Source organism: Rhodococcus sp. NPDC076796, assembly GCF_040702765.1.
GTDB lineage: Bacteria > Actinomycetota > Actinomycetes > Mycobacteriales > Mycobacteriaceae > Rhodococcoides.
On sequence record NZ_JBFBMS010000005.1, the window covers coordinates 121,568 to 138,455 of the forward strand.

Annotated in this window: 15 protein-coding genes; 8 read left to right on the plus strand and 7 right to left on the minus strand. The window is 66.0% G+C overall.

Annotated elements, in window-relative coordinates:
- Positions 1-2 precede the first annotated feature (2 nt).
- Positions 3-443 (minus strand): DUF4307 domain-containing protein, encoded by a 441-nt coding sequence (locus AB0366_RS17585; protein WP_366245028.1) that lies wholly within the window; start codon positions 441-443, stop codon positions 3-5.
- 103 nt (positions 444-546) lie between these two features.
- On the opposite strand from AB0366_RS17585, the gene mca reads away from it, so the two are divergent.
- The 4 genes from mca to AB0366_RS17605 all read left to right on the plus strand — a co-directional run bounded on the left by mca (position 547) and on the right by AB0366_RS17605 (position 4,732).
- Complete coding sequence (gene mca, locus AB0366_RS17590; RefSeq protein ID WP_366245191.1) at positions 547-1,422, plus strand: mycothiol conjugate amidase Mca; 876 nt, start codon at positions 547-549, stop codon at positions 1,420-1,422.
- The gene (locus AB0366_RS17595) at positions 1,419-1,691 is read left to right on the plus strand and encodes a hypothetical protein (protein WP_121873346.1); all 273 of its coding nucleotides are present in this window, start codon (positions 1,419-1,421) and stop codon (positions 1,689-1,691) included. Before mca ends, AB0366_RS17595 begins: the two co-directional genes overlap by 4 nt.
- A complete protein-coding gene (locus AB0366_RS17600; RefSeq protein WP_366245029.1) occupies positions 1,691-3,700 on the plus strand; it encodes a thioredoxin domain-containing protein in 2,010 nt (669 codons plus the stop codon). The genes AB0366_RS17595 and AB0366_RS17600 overlap by 1 nt, the downstream gene beginning before the upstream one ends.
- 111 nt (positions 3,701-3,811) lie before the next feature.
- Positions 3,812-4,732, plus strand: a complete 921-nt coding sequence (locus AB0366_RS17605) for a GGDEF domain-containing protein (protein ID WP_366245030.1) — start codon at positions 3,812-3,814, stop codon at positions 4,730-4,732.
- Positions 4,733-4,738: 6 nt separating this feature from the next.
- On the opposite strand, the gene AB0366_RS17610 is transcribed toward AB0366_RS17605, so the two are convergent.
- Positions 4,739-5,404 (minus strand): hemolysin III family protein, encoded by a 666-nt coding sequence (locus AB0366_RS17610; protein WP_149407549.1) that lies wholly within the window; start codon positions 5,402-5,404, stop codon positions 4,739-4,741.
- A gap of 146 nt (positions 5,405-5,550) precedes the next feature.
- Here AB0366_RS17610 and AB0366_RS17615 point away from each other — a divergent pair, with 146 nt between their 5' ends.
- Positions 5,551-6,333: an isoprenyl transferase gene (locus AB0366_RS17615; RefSeq protein ID WP_366245031.1), complete on the plus strand. Its 783-nt coding sequence runs from the start codon at positions 5,551-5,553 to the stop codon at positions 6,331-6,333.
- Between the two features lie 65 nt (positions 6,334-6,398).
- Here AB0366_RS17615 and AB0366_RS17620 read toward each other — a convergent pair whose 3' ends face one another.
- The 3 genes from AB0366_RS17620 to AB0366_RS17630 are packed head-to-tail and all read right to left on the minus strand — an operon-like array spanning position 6,399 to position 9,396.
- On the minus strand, positions 6,399-8,033 hold the full coding sequence (locus AB0366_RS17620) for a hypothetical protein (RefSeq protein ID WP_366245032.1): 1,635 nt from the start codon (positions 8,031-8,033) through the stop codon (positions 6,399-6,401).
- A complete protein-coding gene (locus tag AB0366_RS17625) occupies positions 8,030-8,785 on the minus strand; it encodes an ABC transporter ATP-binding protein (protein ID WP_366245033.1) in 756 nt (251 codons plus the stop codon). Before AB0366_RS17625 ends, AB0366_RS17620 begins: the two co-directional genes overlap by 4 nt.
- Positions 8,782-9,396: a TetR/AcrR family transcriptional regulator gene (locus AB0366_RS17630; RefSeq protein WP_366245034.1), complete on the minus strand. Its 615-nt coding sequence runs from the start codon at positions 9,394-9,396 to the stop codon at positions 8,782-8,784. The genes AB0366_RS17625 and AB0366_RS17630 overlap by 4 nt, the downstream gene beginning before the upstream one ends.
- 167 nt (positions 9,397-9,563) lie before the next feature.
- Between AB0366_RS17630 and AB0366_RS17635 the strand changes: the two genes are divergently transcribed.
- Positions 9,564-10,334, plus strand: coding sequence for an AfsR/SARP family transcriptional regulator (locus tag AB0366_RS17635; protein ID WP_149407550.1), 771 nt, complete (start codon positions 9,564-9,566; stop codon positions 10,332-10,334).
- Here the strand turns inward: AB0366_RS17635 and AB0366_RS17640 are convergent.
- The gene (locus tag AB0366_RS17640; protein WP_366245035.1) at positions 10,303-12,933 is read right to left on the minus strand and encodes a LuxR C-terminal-related transcriptional regulator; all 2,631 of its coding nucleotides are present in this window, start codon (positions 12,931-12,933) and stop codon (positions 10,303-10,305) included. The two genes, AB0366_RS17635 and AB0366_RS17640, sit on opposite strands and share 32 nt — an antisense overlap.
- A 14-nt stretch (positions 12,934-12,947) precedes the next feature.
- Entirely contained in the window at positions 12,948-13,883 is a 936-nt protein-coding gene (gene coaA, locus AB0366_RS17645; RefSeq protein ID WP_179273561.1) for a type I pantothenate kinase, read from the minus strand.
- A gap of 123 nt (positions 13,884-14,006) precedes the next feature.
- Here coaA and AB0366_RS17650 point away from each other — a divergent pair, with 123 nt between their 5' ends.
- Both AB0366_RS17650 and glyA read left to right on the plus strand, forming a co-directional pair.
- The gene (locus tag AB0366_RS17650; RefSeq protein ID WP_366245036.1) at positions 14,007-15,203 is read left to right on the plus strand and encodes a DUF885 domain-containing protein; all 1,197 of its coding nucleotides are present in this window, start codon (positions 14,007-14,009) and stop codon (positions 15,201-15,203) included.
- A 46-nt stretch (positions 15,204-15,249) separates the two neighbouring features.
- Positions 15,250-16,533: a serine hydroxymethyltransferase gene (gene glyA, locus AB0366_RS17655; protein WP_032394025.1), complete on the plus strand. Its 1,284-nt coding sequence runs from the start codon at positions 15,250-15,252 to the stop codon at positions 16,531-16,533.
- The last annotated feature ends 355 nt before the right edge of the window (positions 16,534-16,888 follow it).

Sequence of the window (16,888 nt, forward strand, 5' to 3'; positions counted from 1 at the left end):
GCCTATCGGGCTCGTAAATATTCGGGAACATCGAGGCTGCAGCCGTAGACGTCGCCGACGGCAGGGGCGGCCGACGTCGTCACCTCGGTGGTCATCTCCACGGTGGTGGACGCCGACTCCGGTGGGATGTACACCTCGCGTCTGCCGGTTTCGGAGCCGTCGCGCGATCGGGCGCGAACGATGCACACGGCCGGTTGCTCGGGATCCTGCCGGGTAACGCTGAACCTGATCGACATCGTGTTCTCGTCGACGATGTCGAACGAGAGCTGACTGCCTTCGATGGGTTTGACCGAGAACTTGCTGTACGCGTAGTAGGCCACGCCTATGCCGACCAGCAGGACCAAGGCCACGAGTGCGATCTTCGTCGCACGTTTCGGGGCCTGCCGAATGCCGCTCGGACCGGAACCCGACGGGTATCTACCTGCGGGAAGTGCGTTGGTCATGTCAGCTCTCGGGGTCGATTCGGGGGTGCCGCTGGGGGCCTGTCGGCGTCAGGTGGAACTATAGGTGAGGCAAGAACCAGGCGAATCCGAGGTGAGGAAGAACGTGTCCGGACTGCGGCTCATGGCAGTGCATGCCCATCCCGACGACGAGTCCAGCAAAGGTGCTGCGACAACGGCTCGCTATGCGGCCGAAGGACACGAGGTTCTGGTCGTCACGCTCACCGGCGGCGAGCGGGGCGACATCCTCAATCCGGCGATGGACATTCCGGGAGTGCACGAGCGCATCCGTGATGTTCGACGCGAGGAGATGGCCGAGGCCGCCCGTATCCTCGGCGTTCGGCAGACGTGGCTCGGCTTCGAGGACTCCGGGTTGCCCGAGGGCGATCCTCTGCCGCCGCTTCCGGACGGCTGCTTCGCGCTGGTTCCGCTCGAGGTCTCCACCGAGGCCCTGGTGAAGGTGGTGCGCGAGTTCAAGCCGCACGTCATCACCACCTACGACGAGCGCGGCGGCTACCCACACCCGGACCACATTCGCTGCCACGAGGTCTCGATGGCCGCGTGGGAGGCAGCGGGGGATCCCGAACGGTTCCCCGAAGCGGGTGAGCCCTGGACTCCGCTCAAGCTCTACTACTCGCACGGGTTCATTCGTAAGCGCATGCAGCTCTTCCACGACTGGTTCATCGACCGCGGTGAGGAGAGCCCGTTCGTCGACTGGCTCAAGCGGTGGGACGGCCAGCGCGACGAGATCATGGGTCGTATCACCACGCAGGTCACCGTCGGCGACTACTTCGAGCATCGCGACGACGCACTACGCGCACACGCGACGCAGATCGATCCCAACGGGTCGTTCTTCGCCGTGCCGCTGGACGTACAACGCAAGCTGTGGCCCACCGAGGAGTTCGAGCTGGCCCGCACTCGGGTCACGACGTCGCTGCCCGAGACGGACCTGTTCGCCGGAATAGAAGAGACCGAGAAATGATCGTTTCGATCCTCGCCCAGCAGCCCACCGGTCCCGAATTCGGCAAGTCCTCGCCGATCGGACTGGTGATCCTGGTCGCGCTGTTGGTCGGAACGGCACTGCTGATCTGGTCCATGAACAAGAAGATCAAGCGTCTGCCCGCCACGTTCGAGAAGGAGGATCCGACGTTGGATCAGGCCCTCGACGAGGGCACCGACCGCGGCGGGATAGCAGATCCGTTTCCACCGGAACAGAATCGACCCAAACCCGCCGTCTCCGACGAGCCTTGATGCTCGACGCCAATGCCCTGGGTGAGTCCACCAGCCCGTATCTGAGGCAGCATGCGGACAACCCGGTGCACTGGCAGCAGTGGGGACCGCAGGCTCTGCAGTCGGCCCGCGATCGCGATGTTCCGATTCTGCTGTCGATCGGATACTCGGCGTGCCATTGGTGCCACGTCATGGCTCACGAGTCGTTCGAGGACGAGGCGACCGCGGCACTGATGAACGAGCATTTCGTGTGCATCAAGGTCGATCGCGAAGAACGACCCGACCTCGACTCGGTGTACATGAACGCCACCGTCGCAATGACCGGCCAAGGTGGGTGGCCGATGACGTGTTTCCTGACCCCCGACACCGAACCGTTCTACTGCGGTACGTACTACCCGCCTGCCCCGCGTCAGGGAATGCCGTCGTTCCAGCAGTTGCTCACCGCGATCGCCGACACCTGGTCGACGCGGCGACAGGAGGTGTTCGACGCCTCCGCCGACATCGTCACCGAACTGCGCAAGCACAGTGCAGGCGTGCCCGCAGGCGGTCGCCCGATCGACGCCGACGCGCTGGCGGCCTCGGTCTCGGCGATCTGCGCCGACGAGGACACCACCTACGGCGGCTTCGGCCGGGCACCGAAGTTCCCACCCGGCGCGCTGCTCGAAGGTCTGCTCCGGCACTACGAGCGCACCGGCGATTCCGAGGTCCTCGGCGTCGTTCGCCGTACCGCGTCGGCGATGGCGCGTGGTGGTATCTACGACCAGCTGGGCGGTGGATTCGCGCGCTACTCCGTCGACGCCGAGTGGGTCGTCCCGCACTTCGAGAAGATGCTCTACGACAACGCGCTGCTGTTGCGGTTCTACGCGCACGCAGCCCGGGTCGACGACGATGCACTCGCCCGGCGGGTGGCGTCGGACACTGCGGAGTTCATGCTCCGCGAATTACGCACGGAGAACGGCTGTTTCGCGTCGGCACTCGATGCCGACACCGAAGGTATCGAGGGTCTGACCTATGCGTGGACTCCGGAACAACTGACCGAGACCCTCGGCTTCGAGGACGGTGTCTGGGCAGCCGGGTTGTTCGCGGTGAACTCGGCAGGCACGTTCGAGGCCGGCATGTCGGTACTGCAGCTGCCCGCCGAACCCGAGGATTACGACCGGTTCGCCCGGGTGCGCAGCACATTGTCTGCCGCTCGCGCGACTCGGCCGCAACCCGGCCGCGACGACAAGGTCGTCACCGCCTGGAACGGGTTGGCGATCACCGCACTGGTCGAGGCCGGTACCGGGCTGGGGCAACCGCGCTGGGTCGACGCGGCAGTCGAGTGCGGCGAGCAACTGTTCGCCGGACACGTCGAGTCGGGCCGTGTCCGCCGCGCCTCGCTCGGCAGCGCAGTCGGCGAGGCCACCGGTGTGCTCGAGGACTACGCGTGTCTCGCGGTCGCTGCGGCAGCGCTGTTCCAGGCCACCGGAGACGCAGTCTGGACCGAGCGCATGACGTCGATCATCGATGCTGCGATCGACCACTTCGCGGACCCAGACGACGTGGGCGGGTGGTTCGACACCGCCGACGATGCCGAGACTCTCGTGACCCGGCCTCGCGACCCGGTCGACGGGGCCACCCCGTCGGGCGCATCCACGATGGCCGAGGCGCTGCTCACCGCAGCTGCGTTGGTCGATCACAACTCCTCGGCGCGCTACGGCGAACTGGCGGCTGCGTCGTTGGCGCGATCGGCGTCGATTCTCGAACGAGCGCCCAGGTCCGGTGGGCACTGGCTGGCCGTCGCCGAAGCGTCCGTTCGTGGTCCGATTCAGATCGCGGTGTCGACGGCACCCGGCGGTGAGCTGCTCTCGGCTGCGCGGGCCCTCGTTCCGGGAGGTTCCGTGGTGGTGGCAGGCGTGACGGATTCGTCGGTGCTGCTGACCGACCGTCCACCCGTCGACGGCCTCGAAACGGCATACGTGTGTCGTGGCTTCGTGTGCGACCGTCCTGTGACCTCTGCCGAAGATTTGTCGTTCGCACTGCAGAGGTGACGACGCTCGTCGATGCTTCGACGGAGGAACAGTACTGTTGCCCGGAGTTTCCTCGGCCTGGGGCGGTCGAACGTCTAGCAATGGATCGACGGTGTCATGAGTGAAGGTGTCATGAATGAGGGTGTGATGCGTGCGGACACCGTGCACGAGGCGGTGACCGACGAACAGCGCGCTGCCGTCGCCGAGTTCGTGGCCGCGGTTCCGATGGCGGCCATGGTGCATTCGATGCAGTACGAGGTGGTCGGTGCCAACATCCTGTGCGAGGGCGTGCTCGGGTGCGCGGTGGACGACATGGTGGGTCGACCCGTGGCAGATTTCGTGCCGCTCGGGGATCGCGCGTCCGCCACGCGCATCGCGGTCCAACTCGAGCACCGCTACCCCGACGCAGGCTCCACCGAACACGGTCGACCGGTCGGAGCTCTACGTCGAGTGCGGCGCGGCGACGGAGAGGTCGTCTCCTGCTGGATGCACGTCGGAATCTCGATGATCGCGGGGCGACGGTTCATCGTCGCACTGCTGGACCTGGTCAATCCCGTCGTGGACGACACCGTTCGTTGGCGCGATCGCGCCGAGCGCGACGAATTGACCGGATTGCTGCGACGAGGTCCCCTGCTCGCCCACGTCGACGAATGGATCGTCGAGGATCTGCCGGTTGCCCTGGCCTTCGTCGACGTCGATCGGTTGAAATCGATCAACGATGCGCACGGTCACCCGGCAGGTGACGCCCTGCTGGAGGCAGCGGGACGTCGACTGCACCAGTGGTCGCCGCGCGGGAGCGTCGTCGGCCGATACGCGGGAGACGAGTTCGTGTTCGCTGTGACGTTCGACGGGCCGAAGGGGCTCGACAGCGCCGAAGTCACGGAATCGGTGCGGTCGGCGATCTGCGGCGAGCCGGTGCCGTTCGGATCGAGTCTGCTCGGGGTGTCGGTGAGTGTGGGCGTTGCGGTGCGTGAGCCGGGGGAGTCGAGAGAAGCGCTGATTCAGCGCGCCGACGCACTGATGTATCGAGACAAGGCAAACCGAACCACCTGAGGGCGATCAGAACAGTACGAGCCACACGGCAACCAGGTGGCAGGTTGCCGCCAATACCGTTGCTGCATGGAAGAACTCGTGATGGCCGAAGGTCGTCGGCCATGGATTCGGCCACTTGGTGGCATACAGCACGGCTCCGATGCTGTAGAAGACTCCGCCCACGAGCAGCAACACGAACGGTGCATAGCCGACGTGGTCGATCAGCGCGGGTGCGACCGGGACGATCGCCCAGCCGAGGAGCAGGTACAGCGGTACCCCGACCCATCGGGGAGCGGTGGGCCACAACATCTTCAGGGCCACCCCGGCGAGGGCCCCGACCCAGACGACGATCAGCAACATGCGCCCGGTCGAGGCGGGTAGCCCCAGCACCGCGAACGGGGTGTAGCTACCTGCGATGAACAGGAAGATCATCGAATGATCGGCGCGCTTCATCCAGATCTGCGACGCCGTGGTCTTCCAGTGCACGCGATGGTAGGTGGCACTGACCCCGAACACGCCGCAGACGGTGATGGAATACACGCTCACGGCCACACCCGCACTGACCGAGACCATGCTGAACGCGAGCGTGACGAGAGTGATCGCGCACACCACTGCCACGCCGAACGCGTACAGGTGAATCCAGCCGCGCATGCGTGGTTTGACGGGTATCTCGTCCAGTCCGAACATCGTCATGAAAGATCGCCTCCCGTGCCGCCGCCTGAACCTACGCAACCGTAGGTTCTGACGCTACTGTACCGGCGACCGGCTCGCAGACGTCGGCGTAAGGTGATCCTTCGTGGTGATGAGAGCAGCGGTGACGAAGCAGTGGTGACAAAGCAGTGGTGATCATTCCGCAGAAGGTCCGCGGCGTTCTCTACAACGTGTACGAGCGGCGTCTGCTGAGCCAGCTCGAAGGGGTTCAGCACCCGCGGCACGTGGCAGTGATGTGCGACGGCAATCGCCGCTGGGCGCGCGAGAACGGGTTCACCGACGTCGCGCACGGGCACCGCATGGGCGCGCTGAAGATCGCCGAGATGCTCGGCTGGTGCGACGCCGCCGGAATCGAGATGGCCACCATCTACCTGCTCTCCACCGAGAACCTCCGCCGAGATGCGGACGAATTGGATTCGTTGCTCGACATCATCACCGACGTCGTCGAGGAGATCTGCGGACCCGAGATGAACTGGGGCGTCAAACTCGTCGGCACACTCAACCTGCTGCCCGCATCGACCTCGCGTCGGCTCAAAGAGGCGGCTGCGCTGACCGAGGGAAGGTCGGGAACGCACGTCAATGTCGCCGTCGGATACGGCGGGCGGCAGGAAATCGCCGACGCCGTCCAATCCCTGGTGAGCGAGAAGATCGCCGAGGGCGTCAGCGGCGACGAGCTGGTGGCATCGATCAACGTCGACGAGATCGGTAGTCACCTCTACACCTCCGGCCAACCCGATCCGGATCTCGTGATCCGCACCTCGGGCGAACAGCGACTCTCCGGCTTCCTGCTGTGGCAGAGCGCGTACTCGGAAATCTGGTTCACCGAGGCCTACTGGCCCGAATTCCGTCGCGTCGACTTCCTGCGCGCGCTACGCGACTTCGCGGCCAGACACCGCCGGTTCGGTATCTGACGTGCACGGCTGGACTGTCCGGTCGTTCCGCGGGCTCCACTCCTGCTCGTAGCCTGCTACGAGTTTCAGCTCACAACCCGGGACGACGCACGAGGGCTGCGTCGGAGCCGGGAGCTGTCTCCGGATTCCATGGCGGACAGCAAGGCAGGCCCAGTTCGTCGAAGGCGCGATCGAGTCGGGGACGACAGGCCCACCACTGCCCCCACCCCGATGGCCGCGCCGAGGAAAGTGTGCACCGGCCACGGAACGTCGGCAGCGCCGACGTGAATCAGGACGGGCGGCAGAACCGCGACCGCGAGGACGATCGCGAAGATCGTGTACTGCGCACCGGCTGGATTCCCGGTGCGACTGCTCAACGCAACACGCTGACGCGCGTCGGGGCCGATCGCCGGCATAAGAACGCCCAGCCAAGGTGCACTCGCGCACGCAGCCCCCGTGGCGGCCAGGGTCATTCCGAAAGCGACCGCCGCCAAGGGTGATTCGCTGAACAAGCACAGTGCGAGGGTCAGGGCCGAGGTGGGGATACCGAACAGCAGCAGCCAGGCGAGCTGTCGGCCGCGCACGTCGGCTCGGATCGCTCCTGGGGTGGTGAGGATTTGCCACAGCGCGGTGCCGTCGAGGGCGTAGGTGTTCACTGCAACCATCGCGCCGAGCACTGCAGCCATGACCCCGATGAACGGCAGGGCCCAGGACCAGCTCGTCGGGGCGACCAAAGCGACCATGAGCAGCGGTGTGATCCACGCGTGGATGGCTCCCAGTCTGCGATGCGGGTCCCTGAACCACGTCGTGATTTCCCGGTCGAACACGGCCCTCGTCGGTCCGCCAGGTCGCGGGCGACCTGTGGAGGCTGTCGGCCTTGCGGTGACGTTGCTGGGTGTACGGGCTGGTGGTCTGCGCAGTTCACCTGCCGTCAGCACGATCCAGACAGCGCGGAGCAACATCGCTCCTGCGACGAGTCCTAGCAGGGGTACGGCCACCGAGACGAGTGAGGCAGATGTCGTCGCGGCGAGTACGGCGGCAAGACCCCATCCTGTCGGCAAGGCGAGCAGCAGGTTCTCGATTCCGGTAGGCACCGCGCCCGCCCCCGAGGGGGTGAGGAGTTCGGTTCCGCCATCGCCGAGATTCGGCAAAACCGCAGCAGCGACCGGCACCCAGCCGGCAAACGACACTGCGAGGAGCAACGACATCTGTACCGCCGCTACCCACGTGCCCGCTGCCGTGCGAAGCAGGCCGGCGACGACTGACGCAACACACCGACCGAGCCAGAGCAAGAACATCAGCTGTGCGGCCAGGGCCAGCGCCGCGATAACGACAGCACCCGGGCCGTGGGCTGCGGCCACCACGAAGAAACTGCACAGCGCGATCGCTGTGACAACCGTTCCGACGCTCATCGCCTCGCTCGCTGCGAGATCCCGCGCGATCCTGGTAGGTCGCGCAGGCAGGGTCCTGAACCACTGCGGATCCAGGGTCGCCGACGATCCGGGAAGCAGGATCGGGCCGATCGCCCAGAACACTCCGAACGCGAAGATCCCTACGGTCAGCCAACTCGGGTGAACCGTGCCGGAGATCCCGAGTGCCGCGAGCACGACGACCCCGGATGCCGCGATCGAGCCGACGACCAGGCCGAAGCCTCGCTCGTCGTGTGGACCGTGCCGAAGGATCCTCAGCCGCATCGACGCGAACGTTGCACTCGTGCTCACGCCAACCACCCGATCTCGCGGTTCGGGGGTGCGCCGACGAGATCGACGAACGTGTCGTTGAGACTGCGGCCTGCCCTGACCTCGTCGACGGTGCCCTCACTGACAATTCGACCATCCTTGATCAATGCCACGCGTTCACAGGTCCGCTCCACGACGTCCATGAGGTGGCTCGACAGCAGCACCGTGCCGCCGCCGGCGACGTATTGACCGAGCAGGCATTCGATCGCCCGCGCTGAGACCGGGTCGATGGCCTCGAAAGGCTCGTCGAGTACCAGCACACTGGGGCGGTGCAGCAGAGCCACAGCCAGGCCGATCTTCTTTCGCATCCCGGTGGAGTAGTCCACGATCAACGTCGAGGGCGCTCGGTCCAACTGCAGAATCTCGAGTAGGTCGGCTGCGCGCGTCGGCCAGTCCTTGTCGATCCGTCTCAACCGAGCGGTGTACTCGAGCAGTTCCGAGCCCGTCAGCCGCTCCGGGAGGGAGAGTCCCTCCATCATGATCCCGAGCTCACTCAGCACGTGCTCGCGGTCCTCGGCGGCATTCACTCCGGCTACCGTGACGGATCCCGAGTCCGGCGTCAGCAGTCCCGCGATCATCGCGAGCGTCGTGGATTTTCCGGCCCCGTTGGGACCGACGACGCCGAAGAACGTCCCGGGGGGCACGATCAAATCGATCGCATCGACGGCAACGTGGGTGCCGAAGCGTTTGGACAGCTCGTTCAGTTGGACTGCCGGGGTGACGGCGACGGTCATGATCGGACTCCTCGGAGGAAGAGAGACGTGAGTTCGCGCGCGTAGGCGTCGATGTCGAATTCGGGATCGGCGACGATCTTCAGTGCGGCCCCGTCGATGCAGCGTCGTAATGTGTATGCGGTCAGGCGCGCGTCAACCGCACGGAATTCGCCTGTGCTCGAACCGAACTCGAACAGCAGCGCAGTTCCGGCGATGATCGGCTCCTCCGCGTCGGAGCTGGCGTGCAGGGAACCGTCCTTGCCCCGCAGATTCGGCATCACTTGTCCGAGAGCCGCCATTTCGCGCCGATGAGCTCCGATGAAGTCGAGATTGCCTTCGATGTACGCCTGCAGTTTGGCCGCGGCCGTCAGTGCACTGTCGATTCTCTGCTGCATCTCCGCGGATCCTTCCGCAAAGACAGTGGTGACCACTGTTTCGAGTACGGCCTCGTAGAGGTCGGTGCGGCCTGCGAAGTGGTACGAGATCAAGCCGCGACTGATGCCGGCTTCCGCGGCGATCGCAGCCAGCGTGGTTCCGTGCCAACCGTCGCGAGCCAGGCAGTCGATAGCTGCGTCGATGATTCGGCGTCGACGCACTTCTTGCGTCAGGGTCAACTTTCGCGAGGCTTCCATGGATCTCCCTGGCATTGATGCCAAAAATTTGGCATTGATGCCAATATAGCAGCGTCGGACGGGGTCGGCAGCCTGAACCGGCACGACCCGAGAGCACTACGTACTTGTGGTTGTATCGCTACGTAAACGATGGCGCGGTCGTCTCGAGGCTCGGAGAATTTCCGATCGTGGACTACAACGTGCTCGGACCCATGGTGGTGCGCGACGCGACCGGGGTGAAAGCAGTCGGTGGGCTCAAACAGCGGACCGTGTTGGCGGTGCTGCTCGTGGAAGCGGGAAACGTCGTCGAGTTCGACCGATTGATCGATCTCGTCTGGAACTGCCGTCCGCCGGCCAAGGCGTTGACGTCACTGCGTGCGTACATGGCGAATCTGCGTCGGGTCCTCGGTGCGGAGAACGGCGCTCGGCTCGTGACGACGTCCTGGGGTTATCGGTTGGATCTGGGCAGTGACCGACTGGATCTGCGCGAGTTCGAGATGCTGGCCACGCGTGGGCGGGAGGCACTCGGCCGCAGCCGGTTCGCCGAGGCCGACGGCCAGTTCGGCCGCGCCCTTGCGCTGTGGCGGGGCCCGGCGCTCGTCGAGTTCGGTGATCTGGGCTTCGCCGTCGACGAGCGAGACCATCTCGACGAGGTGCACGCCGTGGTGCTGGAATCGGCCTTCGAGGCCCGTCTGCAGCTCGGTCGACACGAGACGGTGATCGCCGAGATCGAGCGCGCATTGCGGGCCGCCCCGTTGCGCGAACACCTGTGGGGTCAGCTGATGATCGCCCTCGACCGGTCGCATCGCACAGCCGAGGCGGTGGTTGCCTTTCGGCGAGCAGAGGCGGTTCTGCACAGCGAACTCGGGGTTGCTCCGTCGCCGTACCTGCTCGACATCGAGGCCTCCCTGTACGGCAACGGTTCGGTCAATCGAGCAGTGAGCCTCGTAGCGATGTGAGCTCGGCGCGGGTGCTGATCCCCAACTTCCCGAAGATGTGGTTGAGGTGTGTCTCGACGGTGCGGATCGACAGCACGACGGCGTCGGCGATGTCGCGGTTGGAGAGGCCGGATGCGGCGAGGGACGCGATCTGTCGTTCGCGTGCCGTCAGGGCCGGATCTCGTGTTCCGTGCAGCAGCGGCGTGCTGGGATGTCCACAGCGCGCGGCCAGTACGTGACCCTGCCTTCCCGCTGTCGCCGCGGCACGAGGGCTACTGCGCAGCAACAGGTTTCGCGCATAGAAGTACATCTCGGCCGCGTGCAGGTCCAGGCCGTGTTTTTCGGCGCTCGCGGCCACGGCCACCACCTGCTCGGTGACCGCGCTGTCCGGCCCGGACGGTGCTGCGAGCACCTCGACCATGCGTATTTCGGTGCGGGCCAAGTCCCCTTCGATCAGACCTGCCAGCTGGTGGACGGGAGCCAGTGCGGCAGTTGCCGCTCCGCACCGAGCGGCATCGACGTAGGAGAACAGCGCGGGCAGATGGTGGTCGATAGCGGCATGGGCCTCGGCGGAGGCGATCAGCAGCTCGCAGGCCTCGTCGACGTTTCCGCGAGCAGCCGCGGCCCAGCCCAGCGCCGCCAGACGCGTGCCGCGAGCTCCGAACAACGCCGGCGAGGCCGGGTTGTCGAGGTCCGCGGCCTCGATGAGGTCCGACGCCTCCTCCGTGCGCCCGTCGAGCGCGAGGGCGCGGACCAGATCGCAGGCCACCATCGGTTCCATGGACCGCTGGCCGAGTGTGCCCGCGAGCGTGTAGGCCTCCGAGCACCAGCGGATCGCCTCGGCCGCGTGGCCCTGCGAGAGCAGTAGACCTCCGCGGGCCCACCCGAACCACGCCTGCTGCAGCGGTGAGAACTGTTCCACCGCTTCGTCGTATCGATAGCGAGCGAGTGCAGTGGCCTCCTCGAAGTTGCCGGCGCAGGCAATCGTGAAGCACCGCGTCAGATCCAGCACCGCCGCCGCCGGATTGTCGGGCTCGGGCTGCACCCGGGCGAGCGCAGAGAACGCGGTCGACAATCGGCCTGCGACGGTAGCCCCGGCGGCGACGGCGAAGCTGGCCGAGATCAGCGTCGCGCCGACGAGGTCGTCCATCAGTGGTTCGAGCAAGGCCAGCGAACCCGCCGTATCGCCTATCGCATGCATCATCAGGCCACGCTGCGCTCGCAGCTGCGTGCGGACGGCGGGATCGACGACGGCATGCTCGGTGCTGGAGTTCAGCGCCAGCGCCCGCGTCGGATCCGCCAGCCGCAGCACCATGTTGTCGGTACACGCGCGCACGGCCGTCGCGCGCCGAATGTCGTTGTCCGCCCCGCGAAGAAGCTCGTCGAGCCGCTGCTGCGCGGACTCGGTCATGCCGAGCTGGCTCTCCGCGGACGCGAGGATGAGCTGGGCATCGAACCCGCCGCCTGCCGCCGCGGCGGCCGAGGCCAGCTTGCGCGTCGTCTCCGGGGGTACGAAGCGCCACGACAACCGAGCCGCCTCCACCGCCGCCGGGGCGTCGAGCGAGACGCCCGCGTCGATACGAAGCAGTGCAGCGGTGACGCGTTCGCGGGGGCCGAGCCCGTCGGTCGAGGCGTCGAGGGCGTCGGCGACCGTCAGGCTCAGGCGACGCCTGCGCAGTGTGGCCATGTCCTCGCTGCGCACCTGGGCGGTGATGGGCGTCGAGAACGTCACCCGGTCGATGTTCTGTTCGGTGCGGATCGTCAGCACACCGGCCGATTCGAGTTCCTCGATCAGACGTGGATCCATCACGGCGGCTGCGGCTCCGAACTCCAGCGAACCGGCGAGAGCGACCATGTCCAGTGCGTCGTCGATCTCGGCCGCGCCGGCGTAATCGGCGAGCGCGATCACCTCGGCCAGATGATCGCGCACCACATCGGCCAGACCGGCCGACACGGGTAGGGGAGCGGACAGGTGCCACACGTGCGACGACACCGTCAACGCCCGGCGCTCGACCGCCGTCGCCACCAGATCTCGGAGCACCACGAGGTTGCCGGAGGACAATGCGGTGACTGCGAAAACTGCTGCACTGTCGACTATTTCGCCGCTGCGACCGAGCATCGACTCGATCAGCGACCGGCACTGCTCGGGAGTGAGCGGCTCGAGATCGATGCGGTCGATCACGCCGTCCTTCCACAGGGCGTCGAGCACAGGGGTGCGGCGTCGACCCGCGCTGACGCTGGCCAGCACGAACAGATCCCTCGATCCGACGCGACGCGCGAGGAGCTCGATGGTCGAATCGGCCAGCCATTGGGCGTCGTCGATGACCACGACGGTGCGTCGACCGCCGTGCGCGTCGGCCAGCGTGGCGGCCAGAGCTCGGTCCGATTCGACGGGGACGAATCCGGTACCTGTCGGCATCACCGTCACCACTCGGTGGGGATGCCACCCGAGGCACACCAGCGACCGCACCGCCTCGGTCAACAGGCGGGTTCGGCCGACACCGGGCGCGGCCTTGACGGCCATCCCGCCGTACCTGCCGGCGGCATGCAGAACTCGCTGCAGCTCGCCGTCTCGACCGATCAGCGGCACCTCGCCGATCGACCGCTTTTCCACCGCCATTGGTGGATTATGGTCTACAACTTACGAAGCCGCAGCCGGTTGATCGCGTGGTCGTTGTCCTTGCGTAACACCATCGTCGCTCGCGGTCGCGTCGGCAGGATGTTCTCCACCAGATTCGGCAGGTTGATCGAATGCCACAGATCCTCGGCCGCGATCTGCGCGTGGTCGTCGGACAGGCCTGCGTAGTGGTGGAAGTGCGAGGACGGATCGGTGAAGGACGTCTTGCGCAATGCGAGAAAGCGTTTGACGTACCAACTCTCGATGTCCTCGATCCGCGCGTCGACGTAGATCGAGAAGTCGAACAGATCCGAGACCATCAACCGCGGTCCGGTCTGTAATACGTTGAGCCCCTCCACGATCAGGATGTCGGGCTGCCGGACCATGTGGTACTGGCCCTTGACGATGTCGTACGAGACGTGCGAATAGACCGGTGCGCCCACCTCTTCGGTCCCGGACTTGACCTCGGTGACGAATCTGAGCAGCTTGCGCCTGTCGTAACTCTCGGGAAATCCTTTGCGGTGCAGTATGCCTCGACGCATGAGCTCGGCCGTCGGGTACAGGAATCCGTCGGTGGTGACCAGATCGACCCGCGGATGATGGTCCCATCGGGCCAGGAGTGCCTGCAGCACACGGGCCGTCGTCGACTTTCCGACGGCGACACTCCCTGCGACACCGATGACGAACGGGACCTGACGGTCGGGGTGCTTCTCGCCGAGGAACGTCGCGGTCGCGGCGAACAGCCGTTGCCGAGCCGCGACCTGGAGGTGGATCAGTCGTGCCAGCGGCAGATAGACCTCCGCCACCTCGTCGAGATCGATCTGTTCACCCAGACCACGCAGACCGACGAGTTCTTCCTCGGTCAGCACCAACGGCGTGGATTGGCGCAGCGTGCGCCACTGCACACGGTCGAACTCGACGTACGGACTGGACTCGCTCACGCACGACTCCAACAGGTCGGAGCTGCGGAGGGTTCGGCTGAGCTCCTGTCGAGCGCGAGTCGCATGGTTCCAGATTGTGCTCGGTGCCGGTCGATCGCGCACGGGCGGGGTCGTTCGCCGTACTAGGGTTCGGATATGGATGCTGCTTCCCTCGTTCGTGAATACCTGCTGCTGGGCCTGAGTTTCGACCGGCTCGAAGACGGATTCGTCGACGCGTACACCGGCGATCCCGAGTTGCGTCGAATCACCGAGAACGCCCCCGCGCCCGAGCCGCGCGAGCTGATCCGTCGAGCACAGACACTGCGCGCCGAGCTCGGCAACGTCGATCTGACACCCGAGCGCACGACATTCCTCGACGTCCACCTGCGCGCACTGGAATGTTCGGCGCGCAAGTTCGCAGGCGAGGACATCGGCTTCGTCGACGAGGTGTACGCCTACTTCGACGTCCGAATCTCCGCGGGCGATCAGGACCAGTACCTGCAGGCACACCGCAAGATGGACGAAGTTCTCGCCGGTCCCGGGTCGCTCGGCGAACGGTTGATCGCGCATCGCCGTGCGGACGTGATTCCGGCCGACCGACTGCAGGACTGCGTCGAGGCGTTCTCCTCCGCGTTGCGCGACCGCGTCCGAGCCGAATACACCCTGCCCGACACCGAGCAGGTGACCTACGAGGTCGTCGGCGACAAGCCGTGGTCCGGGTTCAACTACTACCTCGGTGACTATCGCTCGACCGTCGCGATCAATTCCGACATCGAGCAGCAGATGGCCAATCTGCCGCACCTGATCGCGCACGAGTCCTACCCGGGGCACCACACCGAACACTGCCGCAAGGAGACCGGACTGGTCGGTGCAGGTCAGCTCGAGCAGACGCTGTTCCTGGTCAACACCCCGCAGTGCCTGATGGCCGAGGGCTTGGCCGATCACGCGCTCGGGGCCGTCGTCGGCGAAGGCTGGGGCCTGTGGGCGCAGGAGATCTACGCCGATCTGGGACTGCGATTCGACGGCGAGAAGGCCGAGCGTCTCGCGGCCGCGTCGAGCCAGCTGTTGGGGGTCCGGCAGGACGCCGCGCTGCTACTGCACGATCAGCACAAGAGCGAGGACGACGTGGCTGCCTACCTGGAGCGATGGTCGCTGGCATCGCCGCAGCGCACCCGGCACAGCCTGCGGTTTCTGTCCTCCCCGCTGTGGCGCGCGTACATCAGCACCTACGTCGAGGGCTACAAGCTGCTCGCCGGCTGGCTCGACCGTGGTGAGACGGCGAGTGAGCGCGCGCAACTGTTCGGCAGGCTGCTCGACGAGCCACTGACACCCGGTGCATTGCGCGTCTCGTAAACTGGCCGAGCCCCCTTTACTCTGCTGTCCCTTGGAGACTCCTGTTATGACTGACGTCAACAACCTGTCACTGGCCGAACTCGATCCCGAGGTCGCCGAGGCGATGGCCGGTGAGCTGGGGCGTCAGCGCGACACTCTCGAGATGATCGCCTCGGAGAACTTCGTCCCCCGCGCGGTGCTGCAGGCCCAGGGCAGCGTCCTGACCAACAAGTACGCCGAGGGCTACCCCGGTCGCCGCTACTACGGCGGCTGCGAGCACGTCGACATCGTCGAGGATCTCGCGCGCAACCGCGCCAAGGAACTCTTCGGTGCCGAGTTCGCCAACGTGCAGCCGCACGCAGGTGCGCAGGCCAACGCCGCCGTGCTGATGGCACTGATCAACCCGGGCGACAAGATCATGGGCCTCGACCTGGCGCACGGCGGCCACCTCACCCACGGCATGAAGCTCAACTTCTCGGGCAAGCTCTACGAGGTCGAGTCCTACGGGGTGTCCAAGGAAGACCACCGCATCGACATGGACGAGGTGCGCAAGCAGGCCATCGCCGCCAAGCCGCAGGTGCTCATCGCCGGCTGGTCGGCGTACCCGCGCCACCAGGACTTCGCTGCGTTCCGCTCCATCGCCGACGAAGTGGGCGCACTTCTATGGGTCGACATGGCGCACTTCGCCGGACTCGTCGCCGCAGGCGTGCACCCCTCACCCGTGCCGTACGCAGACGTCGTCTCCTCCACCGTGCACAAGACCCTCGGTGGACCGCGCTCCGGCATCATCCTGGCCAAGAAGGAATGGGCCAAGAAGCTCAACTCCGCAGTGTTCCCGGGCCAGCAGGGCGGGCCGCTGATGCACGCGATCGCCGCCAAAGCCGTCGCCTTCAAGATCGCTGCGACGCCCGAGTTCAAGGAACGTCAGGAGCGCACCCTCCTCGGTGCATCACTGCTCGCCGATCGTCTCACCGGTGCCGACGTCGCAGACAAGGGCATCTCCGTCCTCACCGGCGGCACCGACGTACACCTCGCGCTCGTCGACCTGCGCAACTCCGAGCTCGACGGCCAACAGGCCGAGGACCTCCTGCACGAGGTCGGCATCACCGTCAACCGCAATGCAGTGCCCTTCGACCCGCGCCCGCCGATGGTCACCTCGGGCCTGCGCATCGGCACCGGCGCACTGGCAACCCGCGGATTCGGCGAAGCCGAGTTCACCGAGGTCGCCGACATCATCGGCACCGCCCTGGCCACCGGCGAGGCCAGCGATTCCCTGAAGGACCGCGTTGTGAAACTGGCACAGAGCAAGCCACTGTACGAGGGCCTCGAAGACTGGGGATTGCTCGGCTGATCCTGCTCTCGCACCCCGCCGGTCCGCGTCAATGGACCATTGCACCGCTCGGACGTGTGTAGTGGTCCATCGACGCAGCACGCTGGTCTGCGTCGATGGACCATTGCAGCGCTCAGACGTATGCAGTGGTCCATTGACGCGTCGGGGGAGGGCACACTCGGCACCGCCCGACTGCCGACCTGGGGCGATTCGGCCGTAACGCGTTGTTCACCGACACGCCAGACTTCCAGCGAGCCGAACCTCGATTTCGGCGGTACCGTCGGCAGTAACAGGCAGCGGGGAAGCTACCTGTGCGGGAGGTTCTGATACGTGACTGAGCTAGTGAGCGCGAGAGGGCCGGTACCCGGTCCTCGTG